Here is a 22,263-nt window from a genome sequence, read left to right on the forward strand (position 1 = left end):
GATGCAAATGGTTAAAGAAAAAATTTGGGACCCGACCACTTCACAGTGGGTTCAAACTGCACCAACCATGGAAGAGTTTGCGACGCATAAGGCGGATTATGTGAAGCATCCAGGGGTTGCAAAATCAAATAATATTGCAAATGCTTATTCCGTAACATTAGACCCTAGTCCAGGTTCTTACTTGGAAGGTATGGGAATCGTTGTTACAGCTAACGCAGATTCCTCAGGAGCCACTACATTAAACGTGAATGATTTGGGTGCGAAACCTGTCCTGAAAGCAAACGGGAAACCCGTTACCAATTTAAAGAACAATGGGGTTTATACAGTACGTTACAATCCTTCAGCAATTGGCACGGGGGCTTTTATCTTACAGGGTGAAGGGGGGAGTGGAAATTTACAACCGAATCAAGCCTTAAAAGGATACACCTTTTCCAATGACGAGGGAGATCAAGTCGGGTTAGGAGATGCGAACCTAGTATCCACAAACATTAAAAGTGGTGTGCGCATTTTTGGGGTAAACGGATCTTTGATAACTTTCGGAACGGTTACACCAGGAGATAACACCATGTTGGTTAGTTCGCCGGCTAAACGACGAATTGAGCAATGGCAAGCCGCGGAATTTTCAGCTTTAGTTAAGAGTGTCGTGTTGTTTGTCACCGGTGTCGTCAGAGTCAAATTCACAATGCAACAATACACAAGCGCGCTAGCAGGTGGAACGCGACTAGGTATTTTTGTGAATGGAGTTAAATTTGGTGCTGATTATTATTCCGGCGCCAGTGGATCGAGCACTTTGCCTATGACTTACACCGTAGATGTGCCCATTAAAGCAGGTGACTATTTGCAACTCAAGGGACACGCGTTGAGTATCCCGTCATATACGCTATATGCAGACGTTTACGATTTCACCGTGGGCGTGACCGAAAGACCATTCGCGACTATTGATTTAGAATAGAAAGGGGTATGTAGCTAATGAAGGTTACTATTCAATATTTAGATGACGTAGAAAAGGAATCAATCATTGCAGATCAATTGTTGAAAGGTAGTTTCCTAGTGGAACAACAGAATGTAACAGAAGGTAATTTTCTAGTGTTCGATGATGAACAACCCATTGGAAACAGAATCGACGGGCTACAAACAGACAACATGATTGTTATGATGTCCCTAGCCGACATATATGCAGAAATACAAACACTAAAAGGGGGTGCTTAATATGGCGATGGCATACGCTACTTTAATCAGTCGAACATCTTTCACTGGTTACACAATCGAAACGGTTCCGACAAACCTAAAATCACAGGTATTAATATTGCTAAAAGGAATGGGATTGGATGGGCAAGGCAACCCACTATCCACTGTGTAACACACAATCAATAAACGCAGCATAAGCTAGCGTTATTTTTTATGGCTTTTTTGCAACTCCAATTATACTAATATATGTTACTTAGTATTACTTTCGCTTAAAATGCATATACTATAATAGGTTGAAAATAATTATTTGAAAGAGGTACATCATGTCTAAAAATATAATTGAAGAAATAGCATTAGAAGAAACACGTAAGGTTTTCTCAGAGTTTAAGGATACTAAACCGACTTATATTTCAGATTTAGCTTCTGACGCGACTGATAAAGTTTTATATTCTCTAGGATCAAATTTTATAGAATCAGAGTCAAGGATTAGGGAGGAGTTTGTAATACATTTGACCGGTATTAAGAAAGATCTCGGTCTAAAGTGAATATTCGGACCATAATGCGTCATAGTGAAAATTAAAGGAATCCTTCCTCTTTTGTCGAATTGTGGATGAAAAGGGGAGGGAACATTATGAGCTTTGTATCGGTAATAGCAACCCGACGCTATATCACATTTATGAGCGATGGTCGTGTGACGAATTATGAAAATAATACTATTCAAGACGAACAGTATAACAAAGTTAAAAAAGCAACGGAATCAATTATCTTTAGCGTGACTGGGGATTTTCATACTTCAAAAGTGTTATTCGAAAAATTTCATCTGTATAATTGTATAAATGCAAAGACATTTATAGAAGACATGTTTAATAGTGTTGGTAAGGGCAAGACAAATAAAGATTTTCAGGTATTGGTGGGCGGACTAGATGAAAAGAACGAGGTTTTTTTCTCTGGATTCAATTCGCAAGAAACAGAGGGATTGCAGTTTATTTATCCTACGGAGCAGACAATCAGACATGGATCGTCTGGCAATTTTGATGGTGCGCAAACCCTTATAGGTGAGCTGATTTCAGAACACTGTGCTGAATATAATAGGTTCACTCTACTGGATGCTCAAATGATTCAAGAGCGTGTAAATAAACGTGTATCAGAGTTGGATTCAACTGTAAATGACAGGGTGTTCAAAAATTCAATATTACTTTCAAATGCGTAATTCTTAGAACGTCCACACCGGGCGTTCTTTTTGTTTACCCAAAAAAGAGAAAAGGGGAGTTAAGGGATGGAAGGAGTGAAAGTAGGTGACTCGTTTGGAAGTTACGGGGGTTAAAGGCATCGGGGCACTATTCATCAGCTTCCTGATCTATCTCATTGGCGTCATTAACGAGGCGGTTGTTGTCCTTATGTTTTTTATGATTCTCGATGGGGTTACGGGATTGTTAAGAGCATATGTGACCAAATCGTGGGATAGCACGATAGGATTCGCTGGCGTTGTAAAAAAGTTAGGCGTCTTCGTAATGATTGGTATGGCTGCAGGCATTGAATATATGGTGATGTCAGTAGGACAAGATCCTAAAGGTTTGGTGCTTCTAGGTGTCACATCCTTTTTTATTGTAAATGAAGGGATCAGCATTTTAGAGAACTGCGCACAGATAGGGCTGCCGATTCCGGCAGTTCTTTTTAATGCACTCGAAAAGATGCATCGTGATCCATCAGGTAAGGAACAGCGGCTGATACGGTCCCCCATGTTGGATCGTATCGACAAGAAGGAACTATTGAAAGAGAACGAAGCACTACACACACAGCTAAACAAGAAGAAAGAGGAGGAGAAGAAACAATGACAGCAGTATTGATTTTTGCAACAATCTTAGCACCAATTATCTTAGCGGTGACTGAACTATTCAAACGAACGTTTACACTACCCAAAACCATCATCCCGCTCATCGCTTTTGCGGTGGGTCTTTTTATTGGTTTTGCAGCATCACCGTTTACGGAGCTAGATATTGTATTGCGATTGTGGGCAGGCGGTTTAGCTGGATTAGCAGCTACAGGGATTTTTGAATTAGGAACACCGAATGAAGGTAAAACGAAAGGGGCTAATTAATTATGGCTAAAACAGAATGCGCGGTTTGTACAAAAGAGATTGATGTACTGGACCAGTTTAATGGTGAAATGCTCTGTCAGGATTGCTATGAGAATTATAAGAATGAAGAGAGCGAGGTGACAGACCATGAGTAAAATCTTCATCGATCCAGGACACGGAGGTCACGATCCAGGAGCCGTAGGAAAGCAATCGAAGGAAAAGGATAATGTATTGAAAGTCGGATTGCGATTGAAAACATTGCTTGAAAGCGCTGGACACACGGTGAAAATGTCTCGCTCTACAGATGTGTTTATTGGGCTGTCTGAACGTGCTCGTATGGCTGACGCTTGGGGAGCTGACTACTTTATCAGTCTCCACGATAACTCTGCGACCTCGTATGCTTCTGGCTTCGAGACGTTTATCTATAACGGCCCTGTGAGTGATACAACCACGAAACTACAGTCTGTCATCCACAAGGCGATTGCAAGTAAAATCGGAATCCGTGACCGTGGACAAAAACGAGGTAACCTAGCTGTATTGCGTGAGTCAGCTATGCCGGCTGTGTTAATTGAGTATGCGTTTATCTCCAATGGGAGTGATGAAAGTATCTTAATTAATAAGGTCGAACAACTGGCACAGTGGACGGCAGAAGGGATTACAGCTTATGCAGGAGGTTCTGTTGAACCTGCAGCTAAACTGACAACACCAAAAGAGGAGGAATTTCTAATGTTAAATTCACGAGAAAGCGAAGAAATGGCTAAGGCGTATGAACTCGCGAGAAAAAAAGGAGTCTTTTCTTCTGATCAACATGAAAAAGACGTTAGAGCAGGTGAAATGGCTCCAAACCGTGCTATCCATCTTGCTACAGTTATTGCGGGTGCGTCACTTAACGGAGGGAAACGTATTGAATAACTTAGCCACCTATTCTATTTTAATAGGATGTTCTTCTAGTGATATCTATGAATTGAAAGTAATACAAGGCTAATAGATTATATGATTTATGTTTTTTCGACTAAATAGTCTAATAATCTTAATTTAATTGAAATATTCGTATTACTAATGTATCAAAATGTCATATTTCGTAAATTAACGTAACATTTCTGCAATGTTGTGTTAAGCTTGCCTAGTAACAACAAAAAAGGAGGAGTTTCCCATTAATAAAAAGCTAGGTAAATTATTTTTGAGTTTCATTTTAGTATTTGGTCTATTTGGTGTAATTCAAACTTCATCAGCTTCAGCTGCGCAAACGTTTATTAAACCTATCAATGTAAACATCACTAGTGGTTTCGGTTATCGAGTTCATCCAAAGGATCATGTACTAAAATTGCATGCAGGAGTTGATATGCCTGTTGTTGAAGGCACATCAGTAAAAGCTTCAGCAGCAGGATCAGTTGTTAAGGCAACTTACCATTCGGGTTGGGGAAATTATATAATGATACGTCATTCCATTGGTGGACAAACTTACGATACAATTTATGCACACTTATCTAGCATTGGTGTAGCTGTAGGTAACACGGTTTCACAAGGACAAATTATAGGTAAAAGCGGAAATACTGGAAATTCGACAGGGCCACACTTACATTTTGAATTGCATAAAGGTGGTTTTTTATCTAATAATAATAACGCTGTTGATCCGAAACCATATTTAGAGGGGAAAATTAACCCTGAAGTAGTTCATAGCTATGATGGCTCATGGGCAACTCTAACAATAGAAACTGCTGATGGTTCATCAAATGCTAATCTATTTGGCAACCCGGGATATGGATTGATTGGAAAAGTATCAAATGGATCTCAATATCCTGTTTTCAAAAAAGCATTAGGCTCTGATGGGTTTTATTACTATGCTATTGGAAGCGGCTATGTACATGACATTCATTCTACAGTGAATCCTTACAGAGCTACAGTTAGCCATACTACGAACGTGAATGTATACGACAAGCCGAACGGCGCTTACAAAGACCGCGTAGCTCCGGGCGCTAAATACAAAGTTTATGGAGCATTGGAAGGCTGGTATGATCTTGGTCAAAACACTTGGATCAAATCAGAGTACGTTAAGGTTGTAAAATAAGTAGTACCTTAATAATCGATCAAAGCCCTGTCCTTAATTGGATAGGGCTTTTTTATTTTATTGAGTTGGTATTTTGGTAAGTATTGCTTATATAAGGTATTAATTGTAGATAAGATGGCGATATATTGGTATTATTAGATAGATTCGTCAGAATCGCTGTATAAATTTGAACTCTATCCTTCATTGGATGGGGCTTTTTATTTTGCTTTACATAAGAACAATTGTTCTCTATACTAAAACTGAGGAGGGGAACAAATGTGCGTAAAACATTAGAGAGAGCTGTGAATTATGGTGAGACGTTAGATATGATGTATTTGGCCAAGGATGGATCAATCACTAAACGTAGAGTTAGTGTGCTTCTGGTAGGCGATTCATCTTTTAGAGCTTATTGCTATTTACGGCAGTCTAAACGTACCTTTGTAATTGAAAATGTTTTAGCACTTGTTCCCATCATCGAACGTGAAAGGGCAGTGATCTAATGCTCGCTACCAGGATGATGACCAACGAAACTGTAGAACAATTTGAACACATGATATACCTGCCGATGTTGCTAACCATTTTAGATAAAGATACTAAACAGATTGAAGCGACGCCTGTTAAATTTACTTCACCATATTTGGCTGTGGTAAAGAGAGCAATGAACAATATCCACAATGACCTCAAAGACATTCATCAATATTTTAACCGTAATAGAATGAAGCTGATTAAAGAAGGAAACGACGGTGACTTTACGACTTATCTTTTTTCTGTCGGGTCTGAACGGTATCAAAGAAAATACATGAATCTCAAACTGAGGAATCACTCACAGGAATTACTGGAGATATATTTGATGGGTGGATCAGTGCGAAATGGAGAGATAAAGCACGTTACAAAAGGGAGGACGAATTAAATGGTTGGAATTCCAAAGCCAGCGAAAGCTAAGAAGGTTGCTAGTGCTAGACCTCAACTGACAGAGTACGACTATCAGGAAATCGGCGAAAAGCTTAATGATGCGCAGGAGTTTGAATCTGTGGTTGAAATCACGATTTTTCATCAGAAAAAACACAAGAGTTTTGTTGGAGTGATTTCTAGTGCTGATGGTCAAACAGGTGTGATGTCGTTGCGAGTTAATTATGAAGATATCAAAATCAACATGAACGATATTGTAAGCATTAAATAAGACGGGACTGATTAGATGCTTCGAGACCGAGGAAAAATCAAATGGACAGCGCTCATGCTACCAGAACATGTAGGACTGCTTCGTGAGTGGCAAGCTGAGGATGATTACGTTGAACGTCCTGAGCTGTCAGAGTGGGACTTGGAAGCAATGCAGGAAGAGTTGGACAGAGCACTTAAAATGAAATGCCAGACATCTGTAGAAACATGGGGTGACGGTAAGGTTACAAGTTATCTAGGCACGATTGAATCCATCGATTTACATACGCGCCGTGTCATGCTGCAGGACCCTTTTGAATTGGAGCGTATCAAGTTTAAGGATATTGTGAGTGTGCAGATTAAATGTTAAAAGCAAAATATTTAGAAAAGTAAGGAGGATTACCCACTACCATTGTCGTATATAATTGACAAGGAGGTGGGAATGTGAAAAGGTATTCTGTTTATGTTTTGCTGAAAAACGGTAAGGACGTACAGTTTGAATCGGTCGATAATCCATTAGAAATAGAGCCTGTACATATTAACGGCGCTGAAATGGTTATGACAAAAGAACAGTACGGCATCAATTTGCTTCAAGTAGAAAGATTGGAAGTAGTGGAGTTCGGCAAGGGGAAAATCGGAGAATTGGTACAATAAAAAGAGAGGGGGCATACGCCTCTCTCGCTCTGCTTATTTAGTAATCGTAATCAAAAATATTTATTACCACATCATCCTTCACGATGGTAAACTTTACAACGTCATTGCCATCTGTCACTGTCATGTAATCGTCCACAAGTGAGTATCGTAAGTTGTGCTTGTTACAAAAATACTCCATATCATCTAATGTCATTGATGTCTGTTCAAATAGATCGATAATCTTCTGCATTAAATATCCCACTTTCATTTTTAAGGCGACTGCTCTTGATTGAGTGACGCCTTTTTTATTTGTCGTCATTAAAAAAATTGATGGTGTGCTCACAGTAACAAGTCCGCTAAGAGCTGTGTTTACAGGAGGATATAACAAGGCCGTGGAGCGTGTAGGGAAGAAGCAGGGGAGAATATCAACTGAGGAAAACAAGCCTCGAACTGTGAGGTCTGTGCCATTGTATAACTGGTTAGTAGAGCGTAAGGATAATTGTGTTCCTTCTATATAAGAGTAAGCCAATGTTCGAAAATTGGTTATTGTAGTAAATAATAAAGACAGTCATTTACTGACTGCCTGTGCTTCAATACATGCATTGGTATAGTTTGATTTATAAATTTATAATTTTAGTGTACTGATTTTAGTTGCGATTCCTAACGTGACAAAGCACTCGAAATCCATTGACACAAAGGGTTGTGATGCTTACTTGAAAATGGTGGAAGGGCAAGTGCAGGCTTACAAAATGGATACGAAACAAATTCCTACTAGTCTTGAAGATCTAACTGCTAAAGACTATTTGCCTGCAGAGGCGAAATGTCCGGATGGTACTGTGCTAACCATAAATGCAGAAGGGAAAGTGATTAATCCTAAATCAGCTTCTGGAACTGAATGAACAATTCGACTGAACAGGGTATGACGTTTTTGGAGTTGCTCCTAGTTCTCACACTCTTAGGAGTCCTAACTGCAATTATAGTGCCGGTTAGCAGTGGATGGACAACCGTGCAGTCGGAACGGGACGGGCTTGAAGCATTTAAGGCGACTATTCAAAAGATGCAGGCGTATTCCATTGCACATCAAACCACTACGTGGCTTAGTTTCACGAATGACGGGAAAACGTATTCGGTGACTTACTCTGATACTAATGAGAAGACAAAAACCAACTTTCCACCAACCGTAAAATTTGACAACACGAGTACATTACGGAATATCAGTTTTCAGGAAAATGGAAATATGTATAAAACAGGGACCATGACTTTTGAAACTTCAAGTGGATCGAAAAAGATTCGATTTCAGTTCCAAAGGGGGAGGATGCTGCTCTATGAATGAATCAGGTTATTCTTGGCCGGAAGCCATCTTAACATTAACTATTATGATGGTCATTTTTAGTACGTTACTGCCTTTATCGTTTAGGATGCTATCAGGATTAGAAAACAAAAAACATGAAATGAGAGCAAAAGAAACGATGTATCAAGGGGCTTTGCTCTATACGACTTATGGAATTAGCGGAGGAGTTCGAACTGAAGAAGGTACGGAATATGAATGGACGGTAGTAAATGATCGGCTGTGCGTCAATTACCCAACATCCAAAAATACAGAAATGATATGTACACCGTGAAGGAAGCCCGGCATGAGTCAGGATATACGTTGCTTGAAAGTTTGTTTCAATTGCTCATTGCGGCAGCGTTCCTACACCTCATAATCCTGTTCTTGCTCTTTAAAGAGTCCACACATAGCCAGTTAACAGATAGTCAAACTACTGAATGGGAGTTGTTTATGGTAGATTTGCAAACAGATCTCTCAGCAGTGCAAATGATTGGCGTCAACAATGATGGAACGATATTAACTGCCTTTACGATGGATACATCTACTAATACCGAGTATAGCAGCGTAGGTGGTGTCATACGAAGGAGAGTTGGAAGTCAGGGGCATGTCCCATTGCTAACAAACGTGCAAAAAGTCAATTTCGTTGATGAAGGTCCATTACTCGTAGTCTCTGTAACACTTCAAGATGGGACCGAACGCCAAAGGAGGGTTGCGGTTGGTCTTAGTGAAAAATGAACGAGGAGTCGTCCTTGTTATGGCACTTGCATTATTATTTTTCGTCTCCCTCTTTCTTTTTACATTCGTTTCGTGGCATGATAGTTTATATGGAACGTATGATTCGCTGGGAACGGTTTATGAGAAGGCAGCGATAACAAAAATGCAGGGCGGATGATTTTATGAACAAAGTATACCTAGTTGGATTCATGGGGTGTGGAAAAAGTGCAATCGGTAAGCGATTGAGTTTTTTTACAAAGCTCCCCTTTTATGACATGGATCATGAAATCGTACAGAAAACAGGTATGACGATCCCACAAATTTTTGCAACATATGGGGAAGAACGATTTCGTGAGATGGAAACCGAATTTCTTCAAACCTTTCGAGACGAAAAGTGTATCATTGCAACGGGTGGCGGTGTTGCTATGCGTAAAGAAAATCGCAAGCTCATGCGTGCAACTGGACTGGTGTTTTTCCTTGATGCCCCTTTTCGAGATATCTGGAGAAGGATTGCAACGGATAAAAACAGACCGATCGTTCAGCGCTCTTCCCGCGCTGAAATCGAGTTGCTTTACCACAAACGCTACGATGCGTATAAACAATCCGCGCATTTCATGGTTCAGACAAGGCAGCGATCTCTTAGTAAAGTCACCGAGTACATCGCATTCCAAATGGAACGTTTGTCTAGTGAAACGGATTCTATTGAAATCCCTTATGATCCATTAAGCAGCGCTCAAAAGTAATTGCACTTCAATCGACAAACTGGTAAGATAGGGTCGAAAGATATTAGTTTTCGGAATCTTAAACTATCTTGCAGCGAATTGAATAGTGCGGATGAATGCATGGGGAGAGAGCGCAAAAAGCGCCGCCGAAGGAGCAAGTGACAACGTCATGAATCTCTCAGGCAAAAAGACTCATGTTGGACGCATCTCTGAACAGTGTTGGTCAATTGTGGCCGACCTCTGAAGTTAGCTTCCGCAATAAGGAGCGTTCAGAAGGATGAACAGGGGCTCTCTTTTAAAAAAGGGGGTCTCTTTCTTTTTTTTAGATGAATGGGGGAGATTGTGTTGTCAGGAACTTTGAAACGAACACCGCTTTTTGATAGTTATGTGCGGTATAATGGAAAAACTATCGATTTTGGTGGTTGGGAACTACCAGTTCAGTTTTCTAGCATAAAAGCAGAACATGAAGCTGTACGAACAAAGGCTGGACTCTTCGATGTATCCCACATGGGTGAAGTTCTCGTTAGTGGTGAAGGCGCATTACCTTTCTTGCAAAAGCTTGTGACGAATGATGTTGCAAAATTAGTGGACGGGCAAGCGCAGTATACTGCTATGTGTTATGAAGATGGCGGCACAATCGATGATTTGTTAATCTATAAACGGGGAGAAAACGACTATCTTTTAGTTGTTAATGCATCCAATATTGAAAAAGATGTTAGCTGGATGAAAAAACAAGCTAATGAAGACGTGCAAATTGACAATCAGTCGGAGAACTGGGCGTTACTTGCATTGCAAGGACCTAAAGCAGAAACTATTCTACAACGCCTTACAGATGAACCACTGTCAGAAATCCGTTTCTTCCGTTTTAAAGACAATGTGGATATTGCTGGTGAAAAAACGTTGTTATCGCGTACCGGATACACTGGAGAAAATGGTTTTGAAATCTACTGTTCTCCTGAAGCAGCAGTTATACTCTGGGATAGAATACTAACTGAGGGGAAAGAAGATGGTATAGTTCCAACAGGTCTCGGTGCGAGGGACACGCTTCGTTTTGAAGCGGGTTTACCATTGTACGGTCAAGAGTTGTCGAAAGAAATTTCGCCACTGGAGGCAGGACTTGGTTTCGTTGTGAAATTGAAAAAGGAAGAGGACTTCCTTGGTAAGTCAGTTTTGGCTGCACAAAAGCAAGATGGCGTTCCGCGCAAACTTGTCGGAATTGAAATGATAGACAAAGGGATTCCGCGTACAGGATATCCCGTTTATCACAATGACGAATTGGTCGGTGAAGTAACGACTGGAACACAATCTCCTACACTGAAAAAGAATATAGGCTTTGCTTTAGTGAACCAAGAGGTATCTGATCTTGGACAAGAACTTGAAGTGGAAGTCAGAAATAAAAAGCTGAAAGCTCTAATTATCGAAACACCATTTTATAAGCGCTCATGAAGTGAAACGGATACTATTTCCGTACAAAGGGAAAGAGGGGAACTATTTATGATGCATCGTTATATGCCAATGACTGAAGCCGATCGAGAAGAAATGTTAAATGTTATCGGAATTTCTTCCGTCGACGAACTGTTCGCAGACATACCTGAAAGTGTTCGTTTCACTAGGGATTTAGCTATTAAGGAAGCAAAATCCGAATCTGCATTACTCAAAGAGCTTTCGAGATTAGCGGCGAAAAATGCGGATTCCAAACAGTATGCATCCTTCCTTGGAGCAGGCGTTTATGATCACTATAAGCCAATCATTGTCGACCATGTTATTTCCAGATCTGAATTTTATACAGCGTATACACCGTATCAGCCGGAAATTTCCCAAGGGGAGCTTCAAGCAATCTTTGAATTCCAAACGATGATTTGTGAATTGACAGGAATGGATCTTGCAAACTCTTCCATGTATGACGGTGGTACGGCACTTGCAGAAGCGGGAACACTTGCAGCAGGACATACAAAACGTAAAAAACTGCTTGTTTCTGAAACGGTACATCCTGAATCCCGCGATGTAGTTCGCTCTTATGCAGATGGTCAACAGATTGAAGTTATCACCATTCCGCAAAAAGATGGCGTGACAGATGTCGAAGAATTAAAGAAATTGTTGGCTGCTGACACGGCTGCTGTTCTAGTGCAATATCCGAACTTTTTCGGTCAAGTTGAAGAATTGCAGGCAATCGGCGAGTTGGCACACGACAATGGTGCATTGTTTGTCGTATCCTCCAATCCACTGGCGCTTGGAATTCTTACACCTCCAGGGGAACTTGGTGCGGACATCACAGTGGGGGATGCACAACCCTTCGGTATCCCTGAACAGTTCGGTGGACCACATTGTGGCTATTTCGCAGTAACTAAGAAACTTATGCGTAAAGTTCCAGGACGTCTTGTCGGCGAAACGACAGATGATCAAGGTCGACGAGGCTATGTACTGACATTGCAAGCGCGTGAACAGCATATTCGCCGCGATAAAGCCACTTCCAATATTTGTTCAAACCAAGCCTTGAACGCACTTGCAGCTTCTGTTGCGATGACAGCTCTAGGTAAAACTGGTGCACGTGAAATTGCCTACCAAAACTATGCAAAAACTCATTATGCTAAGCAAGCATTCGAAAAAGCTGGTTTTACAGTTCTTGGTGGGAATTCACACTTTAACGAAATCGTAGTAGATTGTAAGCGTTCAGTGAAAGAGTTGAACAAACAATTGCTAGAGCAAGGGATTATTGGCGGATACGACCTCAGTTTGACATATGCAGGAATGGAAAATCACGCATTATTTGCAGTGACTGAGCAACGGACGAAAGAAGAGATTGATGCACTTGTGCAGGAAATGGAGGCCGTCCATGCATAACGAAAACCAACCACTCATTTTTGAAGTCTCAAAACCAGGGCGTATTGGATACAGCCTAACTGATTTGGATGTTCCTGAAGTAGATTTGTCAGCACTTCTGCCTAACTCGTTAGTTCGTAAAGAAGATGCTGCACTTCCTGAAGTTTCTGAGTTGGACATCATGCGTCATTACACAGCATTGTCGAACCGGAATCACGGCGTCGACACAGGATTCTATCCGTTAGGATCATGTACGATGAAATACAATCCGAAAATTAACGAAGCGGTTGCGCGGATTCCAGGATTCGCTAACATTCATCCTTTGCAAGATGAGTCAACTGTACAAGGCGCTATGGAAGTTGCCTACGACTTGCAGGAGCATCTATGTGAAATTACAGGTATGGATGAAGTCACACTTCAACCAGCAGCTGGAGCACATGGAGAATGGACTGCGTTGATGATGATCCGTTCATTCCATGAAGCGAATGGCGATACAGGACGTACAAAAGTGCTTGTTCCAGACTCTGCACATGGTACAAACCCTGCATCTGCAACCGTGGCAGGCTTTGATACGGTTACTGTTAACTCCGATGAAAACGGTCTAGTGGACATCGAGGACTTGAAAGCGAAAGTCGGAGACGATACGGCTGCTCTCATGTTAACGAATCCTAATACTCTTGGTCTTTTTGAAGAGCATATTATGGAAATGGCAAAAATCGTCCATGGGGCTGGCGGGAAGTTGTATTACGATGGTGCGAACTTGAATGCAGTCATGTCAAAAGCTCGACCTGGAGACATGGGCTTCGATGCAGTTCACTTGAACTTGCATAAAACATTCACAGGGCCACACGGCGGTGGCGGTCCAGGCTCTGGTCCAGTTGGTGTGAAGAAAGATCTTGCTGCCTTCTTGCCAAAACCTGTATTAGAAAAGAACGATGGTGTCTACACGTTCAACTACGACGTTCCACAATCTATTGGTCGTGTAAAACCATTCTACGGGAACTTCGGAATTTACTTGCGTGCTTATACGTATATTCGTTCGATGGGGCCAGATGGTTTGAAAGCAGTTACGGAGAATGCAGTTTTGAATGCGAACTACATGATGCGTCGTTTGGAGCCGTTTTTCGACCTTCCATATCCGCAGCACTGTAAGCATGAGTTTGTTTTATCAGGTCGACGTCAGAAGAAACTTGGTGTTCGGACGCTCGATATGGCGAAGCGACTGCTCGATTTCGGATTCCATCCACCAACAGTCTACTTCCCACTCAATGTCGAGGAAGGCATGATGATCGAGCCAACTGAAACAGAGTCTAAAGAAACGCTCGATTCCTTTATCGATGCGATGATTCAAATCGCTAAAGAAGTGGAAGAAAACCCTGAAATCGTACAAGAAGCTCCTCATACGACTGTCATTAGTCGTTTGGATGAAACGAAAGCTGCGCGTAAGCCAGTACTTCGTTACACTCCTGCAACGGAAGAAGAATTAGTGAAAGCATAAAAAAAGGACCGAAGCCTAAGCGCTTCGGTCCTTTTCAAATAATTACTTTTTACTTTTCACTTTACCTGACCACGTACGGAATCCACCTTGTAAATGGTAAAGCTGCGTATAATCTTTCTTTTTCAAGAAAAGAGCTGTTCGCGCGCTTTTACCTCCATTTTGATCATACAAGTAGACGGGTTTGTCAGCACGGATTTCTTTATACCTTTGTCGCAGTTGAGTGTACGGAATGTTGCGGGCACCAAGTATATGACCTGCATCAAAATCTTTTGGTTCGCGCACATCGATCAGTTGTGCTTTCCTGTAACCTTCAATGAATTGCTCTTGAGTCAAATTCGTAACCGCTTTGCGGAGGCGAAGAGCCGTAATGACGAAATAAGCAATCATCACAACTAAAATCCCTATTAATACATACCAATTAGCATCCAAAACATCTTTCCCCTTTCTATCTCATTCTTCATTATAAAGATTAAGTGGCACATGTTCAATTGCAATGATAAAATTGAGTTCGTTATGAAGGGAAAGGCGGGGGGAAATGGATAAATTGAAATGGAATTATATACAGTCAGGCAAGTGTTCTCCATCATTTAATATGGCATTGGACGAAGCACTACTCGACTGGCACAGTAAAGGGGAAATCGGTCCGGTTCTTCGTTTTTACGAATGGGATCCTGCAACGCTTTCCATCGGTTATTTTCAAAGTGTGTCTAAAGAAATAGATACCGAAGCTGTGCGGCAACACGGACTCGGTTTCGTGAGGAGACCTACAGGGGGAAGAGGGGTTCTTCATGAACACGAACTTACATACAGTGTGATTGTTTCAGAAGATTATCCAGACATGCCTGAAACAGTGACAGAAGCGTATCGTGTCATTTCAGGAGGATTGCTCGAAGGATTTCGGAATCTCGGCCTAGAAGCCTCTTTTGCAGTACCATCAGAACAAGTGTCGGAACAACTGAAGCGTCCGAAAAGCGGAGTATGTTTTGACACTTCAAGTTGGTATGAGCTCGTTGTAGAGGGGAAAAAAGTGGCGGGCAGTGCACAAACACGTCAAAAAGGCGTGATTTTACAACATGGTGCGATTTTACTCAGTTTGGATGAAGACAAACTTGTGTCGCTTTTTAAATTCGATACTGAAGAAATAAGAGAACAAGTAAGAAAAGGACTCCCGCAAAAAGCAGTCGCTATTGACCGTTTAACCGATCGTAATATCACTGTGACAGAGTGTTCGTTAGCTTTTTCTAGAGGTTTCGAAAAAGCACTCGACATAGAACTTGTACCATATGATCTTTCTGCCGAACAACTCAAGATTGTGAAAGAAATTGAAAATCGTAAATACGCGAATGATGAATGGACATATAGAAAGTGAAAAAGGAAGGCTCCCAATCGTGGAAGCCTTCCTTTTTCGTTATAGGTTCACTGTACTCATTTCACTCTCAGGAGACAAAGGAGATGGATTGGTTAGAACATCCTCACCATGTACTTCAATCTCAAGCAATTTGTTAAACGAAGCAATCGCTACTTCTACCTGATCGTCTTCGGGCTCTTTTGTTGTTAACAATTGGAGCCATAACCCAGGATATCCCAAGTAACGTAACACTGGAATATTTCGCACAGCATTCGTTATTTGAAGCACTTCGAATGATACTCCAAGAACAACAGGGATCAGTAGAATTCGATTCACAATTCGTAACCAGAATGGATCGGTCGGTACTAAGAAGTAAATGAACATCCCAACAATGACCGTGAATAGCAAGAAACTACTGCCACATCGATAATGCAAACGTGATTGAGCCTGTACATTTTCCACAGTTAACGGAAGATTATTTTCATAAGCATTGATGACCTTATGCTCCGCACCATGATACTTGAAGACCCGTTTTATAAGTGGCGTCATGGATATGAGGGAAACATAACTCAATAGGAGTGTCAGTTTAAACAACGTCTCTAACAGAATCTGAGCTGTTTTTCCTGGGAAGATCGGATGGAAAAGTCCAGCAAGGAATACTGGGAATAACGTAAAGACAAATTTCCCGAATAGGAAGGAAAGTACACCGACTGCCGCAACCCCTAAAATCATCGTCAATTTAGAGGATTCTTCATCTGATTTGTCGACTTCTTCGCCTGGCATCACATCATAATGATCACTTGCAAAAGTTAAATGCTTTGAACCGAGTCCTGCAGACTCGATTAGCGCCACAATTCCTCTGAGTAAAGGGATTTTCTTTAACTTTTGACGAAGCGGGCTACTCTCTTTTAGTACGTGAAAATAATCAATCGTACCGTCTTTTCGACGAATAGCGGTTACTGTATGTCGTCTTCCTCCAAACATGACGCCCTCAATAAGTGCCTGACCGCCATATGCAGGGGATTGATGATTTTTTTCCATGTACAGCCCACACTTTCTTTATAAAGTCTCAATTTTGTATCAATGTTCTCATTGTACAGGAAAATAAGTGATTGCTCCACCATCACGTTTAAAATTGAGAGAACCGGTGAGACTTGGAGCAGGAGGGACAACTATGCATATGCCTACACTTTTTTGGACCGCGTTAGTTGCTGCATTACTAACGGCTCTCAGTCTGAAGTTTTTAAAGGTATTCCATTTTGTTAAATGGTCACCAATTGGCTGGTCGCGCAAATGGAATATCCTTGCTACAGAATCACCGATTTCGAAATGGCTGGTTTTAACTATCGTATTACTTTTACTATTCATCGTGCTGTATAGTGTGATGCAATTCGCTTCTAAACTACCGCCCTCAATTATGTCAATCATACTTGCGGTATTGTTTGTTTGTGCAGTGGAATGGACGATTTCAAGACCTGATTCTGTAGGATCTGCTTTTAAATCTGTTTCAATTCCGTTTCTTTGTCTAGCCGCCATTATTACGAGGTTTGTCGTGGGCACTTCAGTTTTCATGAAGAATGAACTGCCGAAGAAAGCCAAATAGGTTACCTCGTCTAAATGTTGTGATAAAATAGAAAGGAAAATGGCTAGGGGCTGATAGACTATGGATTTGTTGCTGCTAAATGGTCCGAATTTGAATCGATTAGGAAAACGAGAACCTGATGTTTATGGACATGATACACTCGAGGATATTGAAGTTCGTATTCGCGCGTTATGCATGGACCATGATATCGGGTTATCGTGTTTTCAATCGAACCATGAGGGCGCGTTGATTGATCGTATTCATCAGGCGGCAGACGAGGATACATATGGAATCGTTTTTAATCCTGGAGCTTACACACATACGAGTATTGCTATTCGGGATGCCATTGCATCTGTGAACTTACCAGTTGTAGAAATACACATTTCGAATATACATAACCGAGAGTCATTCAGGCAGACCTCTTTGCTTGCTCCTGTGTGTGCAGGGCAGATTTCGGGATTAGGAACCGATGGCTATGAGTTGGGTGCACGCGCATTGATTCGTAAAATGGAAAGGAAATGATCATTATGAAACTTACAAAACTTAGAGAATTGCTGGTTGAAAAAGAACTGGATGCATTATTTGTTACGAGTGGCTATAATCGTCAATATATGACAGGCTTTACAGGGACTGCAGGTGTTGCGATCATTTCTAATGATGACGCGGTATTCATTACCGATTTCAGATATATGGAGCAAGCAGCAGACCAAATCAAAGATTTCCGCATTGTTCAACATGAAAAAACGATTATTGAAGAAGTTGCACAACAAGTTGAGCAGATGAAGGTGCAACGTTTAGGATTTGAAAAAGAAGATTTGACATTCGGCATGTATGAACTGTATAAAAGCAAAGTAACAGCTGAGCTGATCCCAACTGCAGGACTTGTTGAAAAACTCCGGATCATTAAGACACCAGAAGAATTGGAAGTATTGAAGCAAGCCGCAAAAATTGCAGATGATGCATTTACGCATATTTGTGGATTCATCAAAGCGGGCATGACGGAACTGGAAGTAGCGAACGAACTGGAGTTCTTCATGCGTAAACAAGGGGCGACTTCTTCGTCATTTGATACAATTGTCGCTTCGGGTATTCGAGGTGCACTTCCTCACGGCGTAGCAACCGACAAAAAAATAGAAACTGGAGAACTCGTGACATTGGATTACGGTGCGTTGTATAATGGATACATCTCCGACATAACGCGAACAGTGGCTGTCGGTGAACCATCGGAAAAAATGCGGGAAATCTATGAGATTACCCTTGCTGCGCAGAAACTGGCAGTTGAAGGCATCAAACCAGGGATGACCGGCATCCAAGCAGATGCGATTGCACGGGATTACATTGCTTCAAAAGGGTACGGTGAAGCGTTCGGCCATTCTACAGGTCACGGTATCGGTCTTGAGGTCCACGAAGCTCCTGGGCTGTCCTTCCGCTCTGAAACAGTACTTGAACCGAACATGACGGTTACTGCTGAACCAGGCATTTATTTGCCAGGTATCGGAGGCGTAAGGATCGAAGATGATCTTGTGATCACTGAAAATGGTTGTGAACGGTTAACTCACTGTACAAAAGAACTGCAAATTTTATAAGAGCTATTGGAGGAAACAAGATGATTTCAGTAAACGATTTTAAAACAGGATTGACAATCGAAGTAGACGGCGATATTTGGCGCGTTATGGAATTCCAACACGTTAAGCCAGGAAAAGGTGCTGCGTTTGTCCGTTCGAAATTACGTAATTTACGTTCAGGTAACGTGAACGAGAAGACATTCCGTGCTGGAGAGAAAGTAGCGAAAGCACAAATTGACAATAAACGTATGCAGTATCTTTATGCAAACGGTGACGATCACGTATTTATGGATAACGAAAGTTTCGAGCAAATCGAACTGCCAACAAAGCAAATTGAAGAAGAATTGAATTACTTGAAAGAAAACATGGAAGTTCACGTCATTCAATACAAAGAGGAAGTACTTGGCGTAGAAGTACCTGCAACAGTTGTACTTGAAGTTGCTGAAACTGAACCTGGTATTAAAGGAGATACAGCGAGTGGCGGATCGAAGCCTGCGAAGCTAGAAACAGGCCTTACCGTACAAGTTCCGTTCTTCGTAAACATTGGTGATAAACTCATCATTAATACTGGTGAAGGAGAATATGTGTCCCGCGCATAATCTCTAATGTATTGAAAACTTATAAAAGTAACCTCTAAAACGCTTGCCCATTCACATCGAATGGGCAAGCGTTTTTCATATTGTCTGAAGCACATGCGTATAGTGAAACAGGAGGAGGATCGCCGGATGGAATTGAATGATTTATTGCGAATTGCCGGCATCGGACTAGTTATCGGTTGTTTGCACATCTTTTTCGAACAGACAGGAAAGAAAGAGTTCTCTTTTTTCTTATTTTTTATTGCGTATTTGTACATCGCAGTAGAAATGATTCGCTTTTTAAAGATTTTCTTTACTGAGATTTCCGAGTTTTTCCAATGGCTCTCTTTGGCAATGTAATGGCACTCCTTTTTCAATTACTCGTCGTTTTCTTGTTGCTGCTCGTTATCCGTTTTGCAGTCCCGCAGTTACATCCGATCTTGTATAGTGCCTTGTTTCTATTTGTTCTTGCTTATATCATGATGAACGTTTTGATCCCATTTATTAAAAAATTAAGCGATATTTTTCACGGTGTACCTGAGCCATATGGGCAACTTCTGTTAGTCAGCGCGTTTTTGTTTTTTATTTCCGAATCGATTACGCAACATTTGTCTGAATCCGGATATTCGTCGCTCGCGAACTTAGCTCAATTTGTAGTCAAAATTGCTATCCTGTCCTTCTGGCTGCCTGAGCTTGTCAATCTCATACAGACACTCACTGCGCTCATTTCGCCGTGAATGGGGGATGATGACCATACTCGATTTTCTGCAATCACTAATTAGTGGCTTGCTATATAGCTTCATTGTCGTAATTATCATTGCGCTATTGGCGACAGTATTGAATTATCTATTCCCCTCATTCTCGGAATGGACTAAGCAATTACTTTATATCGTGATAATTCTAGTAGTTTTACGTCCGGCATTTGAGCAACTCTTGCTGATCCAACAACTCATGAAGTCGATAGCCATGTTATTTGTTACGAGCTATCCGGTTTTGACTGCAGGCATGGCTATCTCGGGAAATGCACTGAGCCTTCTCAACTTCCAGCCTGCTCTGCTGTTGTTTGCAAATGGTGCTGTGTTTTTCGCTGATAGATTGTTGTTGCCCTTGGTCACTGCTGCGTTGCTGTTTGATATCGTTACCCGGCTGAATCCTCTCATTTCGTATTCAAAGCTTTCGGACATGCTGCGGACAACATTATTAGCTGTTGTTTCATCAATTGTTGCGGCCTATTCAATTTTTATCACTGCTGGAGGAGCGGTTTCTTGGGGGATTTCAGAAGCAGCAAGTGAGCCTCTGAAGGAATTGATTCGACAGAACATTCCGTTCGTCGGATCATTTGTGACAGACAGCATGGGTACACTTGGCCGGTATTCATCTGGGGCAGGAGTTATGGTGGGAGGCTGGCTACTAGTAACATTGTGGGGGATTGCCATCCTACCTGTCGTGCAGACGTTGCTTTTGGCCTTTTTATATCGATGGTGTGCAGCGCTGATCGAACCGTTCACTTCATCTGAGTTATCTGACGTATTGGATGATATCGGCCGATCTCTATTCGTGTTATGCGCTATTACATTTCTAATGATTTTTGCTTTTGTTTATACAGTTCTATTTTTTATCGTTTACGTGAAGCTTTCAATGACTTAACGGAAAAAGGGGGAATTCGAAATGGCAAATTTCTAATAGGAGTTGTCCTGATTTCGGTTCTCTCGGGGGTTTTGTCTATGATGATGCCAGAATCCAGAAAAGAAGAATTCGGCTATTTGGCTAAACTTGCTGCTGGAATGTGGTTGCTACTGAATATCTTTTCCTTTCTCAGGTTATAGGAACAGAAAATCGTGCATACATTGTTTCATAGATGAACAGGCCCCCGGTCCTAAACAGACAGATGGAATGGTGATGTCATGCAAAAACCGACTGGGAAAATGCAAGTGATCCTATTCATAGCGATCACGGTTCTCGTATTCATCTTACTCAATCCACCCTGGAAATCAGAAGGAACGACGTCCGGGAAGTCAAATGAAAAGGAGGGGAATACAGAAGCGGCAGCACTTGAAACAGCGTTGAAAAAGATTGATGGAGTGGGGGAGGTTTCCATATACCTTCATCCTCCTAAGGGAGCAAAAGAACAATCACCGCTTTCTGATTACTTCACAAAGTCAGCGGACTCCAACACAAACGAAGCGACGGGTGTACTTGTTGTGGCGGAAGGAGCCGGGAATCCTGGTCTCAAATCTGAACTCACAAGGATATTGTCTGCTGTCCTTCAAGTACCAGAACATCGAATTGTTATCGTGGAAATGACCAAAAGGGGGAACTATGATGAGAACAAATAAACGAACAGTTTGGTTTTTAACACTAATGAGCCTTGTTGCTGTCATCTCGATTTACTATATTAAAGAGAAAGCACCAATGCCTTTCGACGGAATCTCCATTTTTTCAAGTGATATGACTGAAACGGCTGAAGTCCCGAAAAAGGGTTCATCCGATAAGCAAACGCCGGTGTTTGCAACGTCGTATCTATTTGAAGAGATGCGGATGGCTGTCCGTGATGAGCGTAGCAAAATATCAGAACAACTGAATGCTAAGATGACATCCCCTGATTATACAGCTGAAGAGAAAAACGAAGCATTCGACGAAATGTCCGAGCTTAATAAACGGGATTCCGCGGAAGCGTTATTAGAATTACAAATCAAGGCGCTCGGATATCCAGAAGCATTTGTCCGAACAGAAAACGGAGAAGTGAAGGTAACTGTTCTCTCAACTGAAGGGCATTCTGCTAAATTGGCAGATGAAATCACACAATATGTTCTAGCAAGTTGGGACGATGCTAAAAAAGTACAAGTCGATTTCACAGGCAACCAGTAATCTGTTAAAGGCCCAAAATCCGGGTCTTTTTTTCTGTTTACATGTTTTTTAGAGGGGAAATGGGGGTTAACTATTTCAAAATCCTTAAAAAACGTCTACTATAGAGAATGAGGGTGTAAAACAAAACTTTATGGAGTCAGG

Annotated in this window: 37 protein-coding genes and 1 riboswitch; of the genes, 34 read left to right on the forward strand and 3 right to left on the reverse strand. The window is 41.5% G+C overall.

Going from position 1 to position 22,263, the window contains the following annotated elements; translation table 11 throughout:
- The first annotated feature begins 7 nt into the window (after window positions 1-7).
- The 15 genes from ACR65F_RS12850 to ACR65F_RS12920 all read left to right on the forward strand — a co-directional run bounded on the left by ACR65F_RS12850 (window position 8) and on the right by ACR65F_RS12920 (window position 7,121).
- On the forward strand, window positions 8-952 hold the full coding sequence (locus tag ACR65F_RS12850) for a hypothetical protein (RefSeq protein ID WP_440504647.1): 945 nt from the start codon (window positions 8-10) through the stop codon (window positions 950-952).
- 17 nt (window positions 953-969) lie between these two features.
- Entirely contained in the window at window positions 970-1,209 is a 240-nt protein-coding gene (locus ACR65F_RS12855) for a hypothetical protein (protein ID WP_440504648.1), read from the forward strand.
- A 1-nt stretch (window position 1,210) separates the two neighbouring features.
- A complete protein-coding gene (locus tag ACR65F_RS12860) occupies window positions 1,211-1,360 on the forward strand; it encodes a hypothetical protein (protein ID WP_440504649.1) in 150 nt (49 codons plus the stop codon).
- Between the two features lie 151 nt (window positions 1,361-1,511).
- Complete coding sequence (locus ACR65F_RS12865; protein ID WP_440504650.1) at window positions 1,512-1,733, forward strand: hypothetical protein; 222 nt, start codon at window positions 1,512-1,514, stop codon at window positions 1,731-1,733.
- An 86-nt stretch (window positions 1,734-1,819) separates the two neighbouring features.
- Entirely contained in the window at window positions 1,820-2,398 is a 579-nt protein-coding gene (locus ACR65F_RS12870; RefSeq protein WP_440504651.1) for a hypothetical protein, read from the forward strand.
- Between the two features lie 85 nt (window positions 2,399-2,483).
- Window positions 2,484-3,023, forward strand: a complete 540-nt coding sequence (locus ACR65F_RS12875) for a phage holin family protein (RefSeq protein WP_440504652.1) — start codon at window positions 2,484-2,486, stop codon at window positions 3,021-3,023.
- The gene (locus ACR65F_RS12880) at window positions 3,020-3,286 is read left to right on the forward strand and encodes a holin (RefSeq protein WP_440504653.1); all 267 of its coding nucleotides are present in this window, start codon (window positions 3,020-3,022) and stop codon (window positions 3,284-3,286) included. The genes ACR65F_RS12875 and ACR65F_RS12880 overlap by 4 nt, the downstream gene beginning before the upstream one ends.
- 2 nt (window positions 3,287-3,288) lie before the next feature.
- Window positions 3,289-3,420, forward strand: coding sequence for a hypothetical protein (locus tag ACR65F_RS12885; protein ID WP_440504654.1), 132 nt, complete (start codon window positions 3,289-3,291; stop codon window positions 3,418-3,420).
- Window positions 3,413-4,177 (forward strand): N-acetylmuramoyl-L-alanine amidase family protein, encoded by a 765-nt coding sequence (locus ACR65F_RS12890; RefSeq protein ID WP_440504655.1) that lies wholly within the window; start codon window positions 3,413-3,415, stop codon window positions 4,175-4,177. The genes ACR65F_RS12885 and ACR65F_RS12890 overlap by 8 nt, the downstream gene beginning before the upstream one ends.
- A 268-nt stretch (window positions 4,178-4,445) precedes the next feature.
- A complete protein-coding gene (locus tag ACR65F_RS12895) occupies window positions 4,446-5,333 on the forward strand; it encodes a M23 family metallopeptidase (protein ID WP_440504656.1) in 888 nt (295 codons plus the stop codon).
- 257 nt (window positions 5,334-5,590) lie between these two features.
- Window positions 5,591-5,812, forward strand: a complete 222-nt coding sequence (locus tag ACR65F_RS12900) for a transcriptional regulator (RefSeq protein WP_440504657.1) — start codon at window positions 5,591-5,593, stop codon at window positions 5,810-5,812.
- A 17-nt stretch (window positions 5,813-5,829) separates the two neighbouring features.
- A complete protein-coding gene (locus ACR65F_RS12905; RefSeq protein ID WP_440504658.1) occupies window positions 5,830-6,222 on the forward strand; it encodes a YhjD family protein in 393 nt (130 codons plus the stop codon).
- Complete coding sequence (locus tag ACR65F_RS12910) at window positions 6,223-6,492, forward strand: YolD-like family protein (protein ID WP_440504659.1); 270 nt, start codon at window positions 6,223-6,225, stop codon at window positions 6,490-6,492.
- Window positions 6,493-6,507: 15 nt separating this feature from the next.
- On the forward strand, window positions 6,508-6,837 hold the full coding sequence (locus ACR65F_RS12915) for a YolD-like family protein (RefSeq protein ID WP_440504660.1): 330 nt from the start codon (window positions 6,508-6,510) through the stop codon (window positions 6,835-6,837).
- 74 nt (window positions 6,838-6,911) lie between these two features.
- Entirely contained in the window at window positions 6,912-7,121 is a 210-nt protein-coding gene (locus ACR65F_RS12920) for a hypothetical protein (RefSeq protein ID WP_440504661.1), read from the forward strand.
- Window positions 7,122-7,158: 37 nt separating this feature from the next.
- On the opposite strand, the gene ACR65F_RS12925 is transcribed toward ACR65F_RS12920, so the two are convergent.
- Window positions 7,159-7,350 carry a hypothetical protein gene (locus ACR65F_RS12925; protein ID WP_440504662.1) on the reverse strand — a complete coding sequence of 64 codons (192 nt, stop codon included), beginning with the start codon at window positions 7,348-7,350 and terminating at the stop codon, window positions 7,159-7,161.
- Window positions 7,351-7,765: 415 nt separating this feature from the next.
- Here ACR65F_RS12925 and ACR65F_RS12930 point away from each other — a divergent pair, with 415 nt between their 5' ends.
- From ACR65F_RS12930 to gcvPB, 9 genes are all read left to right on the forward strand, one after another.
- Entirely contained in the window at window positions 7,766-7,999 is a 234-nt protein-coding gene (locus ACR65F_RS12930) for a competence type IV pilus major pilin ComGC (RefSeq protein WP_495160521.1), read from the forward strand.
- A gap of 20 nt (window positions 8,000-8,019) precedes the next feature.
- Entirely contained in the window at window positions 8,020-8,433 is a 414-nt protein-coding gene (locus tag ACR65F_RS12935) for a hypothetical protein (protein WP_440504705.1), read from the forward strand.
- Window positions 8,426-8,722: a hypothetical protein gene (locus ACR65F_RS12940; protein WP_440504664.1), complete on the forward strand. Its 297-nt coding sequence runs from the start codon at window positions 8,426-8,428 to the stop codon at window positions 8,720-8,722. The genes ACR65F_RS12935 and ACR65F_RS12940 overlap by 8 nt, the downstream gene beginning before the upstream one ends.
- Complete coding sequence (comGF, locus tag ACR65F_RS12945) at window positions 8,719-9,165, forward strand: competence type IV pilus minor pilin ComGF (protein ID WP_440504665.1); 447 nt, start codon at window positions 8,719-8,721, stop codon at window positions 9,163-9,165. The genes ACR65F_RS12940 and comGF overlap by 4 nt, the downstream gene beginning before the upstream one ends.
- Window positions 9,146-9,322 (forward strand): hypothetical protein, encoded by a 177-nt coding sequence (locus ACR65F_RS12950; RefSeq protein WP_185737028.1) that lies wholly within the window; start codon window positions 9,146-9,148, stop codon window positions 9,320-9,322. The genes comGF and ACR65F_RS12950 overlap by 20 nt, the downstream gene beginning before the upstream one ends.
- A gap of 4 nt (window positions 9,323-9,326) precedes the next feature.
- A complete protein-coding gene (locus ACR65F_RS12955) occupies window positions 9,327-9,887 on the forward strand; it encodes a shikimate kinase (RefSeq protein WP_052245960.1) in 561 nt (186 codons plus the stop codon).
- A 91-nt stretch (window positions 9,888-9,978) separates the two neighbouring features.
- Window positions 9,979-10,070: riboswitch (glycine riboswitch) on the forward strand.
- Between the two features lie 141 nt (window positions 10,071-10,211).
- Window positions 10,212-11,312, forward strand: a complete 1,101-nt coding sequence (gene gcvT, locus ACR65F_RS12960; RefSeq protein ID WP_440504666.1) for a glycine cleavage system aminomethyltransferase GcvT — start codon at window positions 10,212-10,214, stop codon at window positions 11,310-11,312.
- Between the two features lie 48 nt (window positions 11,313-11,360).
- The gene (gcvPA, locus tag ACR65F_RS12965; protein ID WP_440504667.1) at window positions 11,361-12,707 is read left to right on the forward strand and encodes an aminomethyl-transferring glycine dehydrogenase subunit GcvPA; all 1,347 of its coding nucleotides are present in this window, start codon (window positions 11,361-11,363) and stop codon (window positions 12,705-12,707) included.
- Window positions 12,700-14,184: an aminomethyl-transferring glycine dehydrogenase subunit GcvPB gene (gcvPB, locus tag ACR65F_RS12970; RefSeq protein WP_039043826.1), complete on the forward strand. Its 1,485-nt coding sequence runs from the start codon at window positions 12,700-12,702 to the stop codon at window positions 14,182-14,184. Before gcvPA ends, gcvPB begins: the two co-directional genes overlap by 8 nt.
- A 42-nt stretch (window positions 14,185-14,226) precedes the next feature.
- On the opposite strand, the gene ACR65F_RS12975 is transcribed toward gcvPB, so the two are convergent.
- Window positions 14,227-14,571, reverse strand: a complete 345-nt coding sequence (locus ACR65F_RS12975; RefSeq protein WP_440504706.1) for a rhodanese-like domain-containing protein — start codon at window positions 14,569-14,571, stop codon at window positions 14,227-14,229.
- 148 nt (window positions 14,572-14,719) lie between these two features.
- Between ACR65F_RS12975 and ACR65F_RS12980 the strand changes: the two genes are divergently transcribed.
- Window positions 14,720-15,553, forward strand: coding sequence for a lipoate--protein ligase family protein (locus ACR65F_RS12980; protein ID WP_440504668.1), 834 nt, complete (start codon window positions 14,720-14,722; stop codon window positions 15,551-15,553).
- Window positions 15,554-15,592: 39 nt separating this feature from the next.
- Here the strand turns inward: ACR65F_RS12980 and ACR65F_RS12985 are convergent, their stop codons facing one another.
- Window positions 15,593-16,573 (reverse strand): DUF1385 domain-containing protein, encoded by a 981-nt coding sequence (locus ACR65F_RS12985; RefSeq protein ID WP_052245961.1) that lies wholly within the window; start codon window positions 16,571-16,573, stop codon window positions 15,593-15,595.
- 133 nt (window positions 16,574-16,706) lie between these two features.
- Here ACR65F_RS12985 and ACR65F_RS12990 point away from each other — a divergent pair, with 133 nt between their 5' ends.
- From ACR65F_RS12990 to ACR65F_RS13030, 9 genes are all read left to right on the forward strand, one after another.
- Window positions 16,707-17,135 (forward strand): hypothetical protein, encoded by a 429-nt coding sequence (locus ACR65F_RS12990; RefSeq protein WP_039043828.1) that lies wholly within the window; start codon window positions 16,707-16,709, stop codon window positions 17,133-17,135.
- Between the two features lie 60 nt (window positions 17,136-17,195).
- Window positions 17,196-17,636, forward strand: coding sequence for a type II 3-dehydroquinate dehydratase (aroQ, locus tag ACR65F_RS12995; RefSeq protein WP_039043829.1), 441 nt, complete (start codon window positions 17,196-17,198; stop codon window positions 17,634-17,636).
- Between the two features lie 2 nt (window positions 17,637-17,638).
- Window positions 17,639-18,700 (forward strand): M24 family metallopeptidase, encoded by a 1,062-nt coding sequence (locus ACR65F_RS13000; RefSeq protein WP_440504707.1) that lies wholly within the window; start codon window positions 17,639-17,641, stop codon window positions 18,698-18,700.
- A gap of 20 nt (window positions 18,701-18,720) precedes the next feature.
- Entirely contained in the window at window positions 18,721-19,278 is a 558-nt protein-coding gene (gene efp, locus ACR65F_RS13005) for an elongation factor P (RefSeq protein ID WP_039043831.1), read from the forward strand.
- A 126-nt stretch (window positions 19,279-19,404) separates the two neighbouring features.
- Window positions 19,405-19,614 carry a SpoIIIAC/SpoIIIAD family protein gene (locus ACR65F_RS13010; protein WP_025784730.1) on the forward strand — a complete coding sequence of 70 codons (210 nt, stop codon included), beginning with the start codon at window positions 19,405-19,407 and terminating at the stop codon, window positions 19,612-19,614.
- Window positions 19,593-19,991: a SpoIIIAC/SpoIIIAD family protein gene (locus tag ACR65F_RS13015; RefSeq protein WP_039043832.1), complete on the forward strand. Its 399-nt coding sequence runs from the start codon at window positions 19,593-19,595 to the stop codon at window positions 19,989-19,991. Before ACR65F_RS13010 ends, ACR65F_RS13015 begins: the two co-directional genes overlap by 22 nt.
- Before the next feature lie 7 nt (window positions 19,992-19,998).
- Window positions 19,999-20,901, forward strand: a complete 903-nt coding sequence (locus tag ACR65F_RS13020; RefSeq protein WP_081760204.1) for a stage III sporulation protein AE — start codon at window positions 19,999-20,001, stop codon at window positions 20,899-20,901.
- A gap of 257 nt (window positions 20,902-21,158) precedes the next feature.
- Window positions 21,159-21,590 carry a SpoIIIAG-related protein gene (locus ACR65F_RS13025; RefSeq protein ID WP_039043833.1) on the forward strand — a complete coding sequence of 144 codons (432 nt, stop codon included), beginning with the start codon at window positions 21,159-21,161 and terminating at the stop codon, window positions 21,588-21,590.
- Complete coding sequence (locus ACR65F_RS13030; RefSeq protein ID WP_039043834.1) at window positions 21,577-22,122, forward strand: SpoIIIAH-like family protein; 546 nt, start codon at window positions 21,577-21,579, stop codon at window positions 22,120-22,122. The genes ACR65F_RS13025 and ACR65F_RS13030 overlap by 14 nt, the downstream gene beginning before the upstream one ends.
- The last annotated feature ends 141 nt before the right edge of the window (window positions 22,123-22,263 follow it).

This window comes from Sporosarcina sp. SAFN-010, from assembly GCF_059415065.1.

Bases quoted from the DNA above. Each gene is read 5' to 3' on its own strand.
- ACR65F_RS12850 (WP_440504647.1), top strand. From the start codon at position 8: ATGGTTAAAGAAAAAATTTGGGACCCGACCACTTCACAGTGGGTTCAA.
- ACR65F_RS12855 (WP_440504648.1), top strand. From the start codon at position 970: ATGAAGGTTACTATTCAATATTTAGATGACGTAGAAAAGGAATCAATC.
- ACR65F_RS12860 (WP_440504649.1), top strand. From the start codon at position 1,211: ATGGCGATGGCATACGCTACTTTAATCAGTCGAACATCTTTCACTGGT.
- ACR65F_RS12865 (WP_440504650.1), top strand. From the start codon at position 1,512: ATGTCTAAAAATATAATTGAAGAAATAGCATTAGAAGAAACACGTAAG.
- ACR65F_RS12870 (WP_440504651.1), top strand. From the start codon at position 1,820: ATGAGCTTTGTATCGGTAATAGCAACCCGACGCTATATCACATTTATG.
- ACR65F_RS12880 (WP_440504653.1), top strand. From the start codon at position 3,020: ATGACAGCAGTATTGATTTTTGCAACAATCTTAGCACCAATTATCTTA.
- ACR65F_RS12885 (WP_440504654.1), top strand. From the start codon at position 3,289: ATGGCTAAAACAGAATGCGCGGTTTGTACAAAAGAGATTGATGTACTG.
- ACR65F_RS12890 (WP_440504655.1), top strand. From the start codon at position 3,413: ATGAGTAAAATCTTCATCGATCCAGGACACGGAGGTCACGATCCAGGA.
- ACR65F_RS12905 (WP_440504658.1), top strand. From the start codon at position 5,830: ATGACCAACGAAACTGTAGAACAATTTGAACACATGATATACCTGCCG.
- ACR65F_RS12910 (WP_440504659.1), top strand. From the start codon at position 6,223: ATGGTTGGAATTCCAAAGCCAGCGAAAGCTAAGAAGGTTGCTAGTGCT.
- ACR65F_RS12915 (WP_440504660.1), top strand. From the start codon at position 6,508: ATGCTTCGAGACCGAGGAAAAATCAAATGGACAGCGCTCATGCTACCA.
- ACR65F_RS12925 (WP_440504662.1), bottom strand. From the start codon at position 7,350: ATGCAGAAGATTATCGATCTATTTGAACAGACATCAATGACATTAGAT.
- ACR65F_RS12935 (WP_440504705.1), top strand. From the start codon at position 8,020: ATGACGTTTTTGGAGTTGCTCCTAGTTCTCACACTCTTAGGAGTCCTA.
- ACR65F_RS12940 (WP_440504664.1), top strand. From the start codon at position 8,426: ATGAATGAATCAGGTTATTCTTGGCCGGAAGCCATCTTAACATTAACT.
- ACR65F_RS12955 (WP_052245960.1), top strand. From the start codon at position 9,327: ATGAACAAAGTATACCTAGTTGGATTCATGGGGTGTGGAAAAAGTGCA.
- gcvPA (WP_440504667.1), top strand. From the start codon at position 11,361: ATGATGCATCGTTATATGCCAATGACTGAAGCCGATCGAGAAGAAATG.
- gcvPB (WP_039043826.1), top strand. From the start codon at position 12,700: ATGCATAACGAAAACCAACCACTCATTTTTGAAGTCTCAAAACCAGGG.
- ACR65F_RS12975 (WP_440504706.1), bottom strand. From the start codon at position 14,571: ATGATTGCTTATTTCGTCATTACGGCTCTTCGCCTCCGCAAAGCGGTT.
- ACR65F_RS12980 (WP_440504668.1), top strand. From the start codon at position 14,720: ATGGATAAATTGAAATGGAATTATATACAGTCAGGCAAGTGTTCTCCA.
- ACR65F_RS12985 (WP_052245961.1), bottom strand. From the start codon at position 16,573: ATGGAAAAAAATCATCAATCCCCTGCATATGGCGGTCAGGCACTTATT.
- ACR65F_RS12990 (WP_039043828.1), top strand. From the start codon at position 16,707: ATGCATATGCCTACACTTTTTTGGACCGCGTTAGTTGCTGCATTACTA.
- aroQ (WP_039043829.1), top strand. From the start codon at position 17,196: ATGGATTTGTTGCTGCTAAATGGTCCGAATTTGAATCGATTAGGAAAA.
- efp (WP_039043831.1), top strand. From the start codon at position 18,721: ATGATTTCAGTAAACGATTTTAAAACAGGATTGACAATCGAAGTAGAC.
- ACR65F_RS13010 (WP_025784730.1), top strand. From the start codon at position 19,405: ATGGAATTGAATGATTTATTGCGAATTGCCGGCATCGGACTAGTTATC.
- ACR65F_RS13015 (WP_039043832.1), top strand. From the start codon at position 19,593: ATGGCTCTCTTTGGCAATGTAATGGCACTCCTTTTTCAATTACTCGTC.
- ACR65F_RS13020 (WP_081760204.1), top strand. From the start codon at position 19,999: ATGATGACCATACTCGATTTTCTGCAATCACTAATTAGTGGCTTGCTA.
- ACR65F_RS13025 (WP_039043833.1), top strand. From the start codon at position 21,159: ATGCAAAAACCGACTGGGAAAATGCAAGTGATCCTATTCATAGCGATC.
- ACR65F_RS13030 (WP_039043834.1), top strand. From the start codon at position 21,577: ATGAGAACAAATAAACGAACAGTTTGGTTTTTAACACTAATGAGCCTT.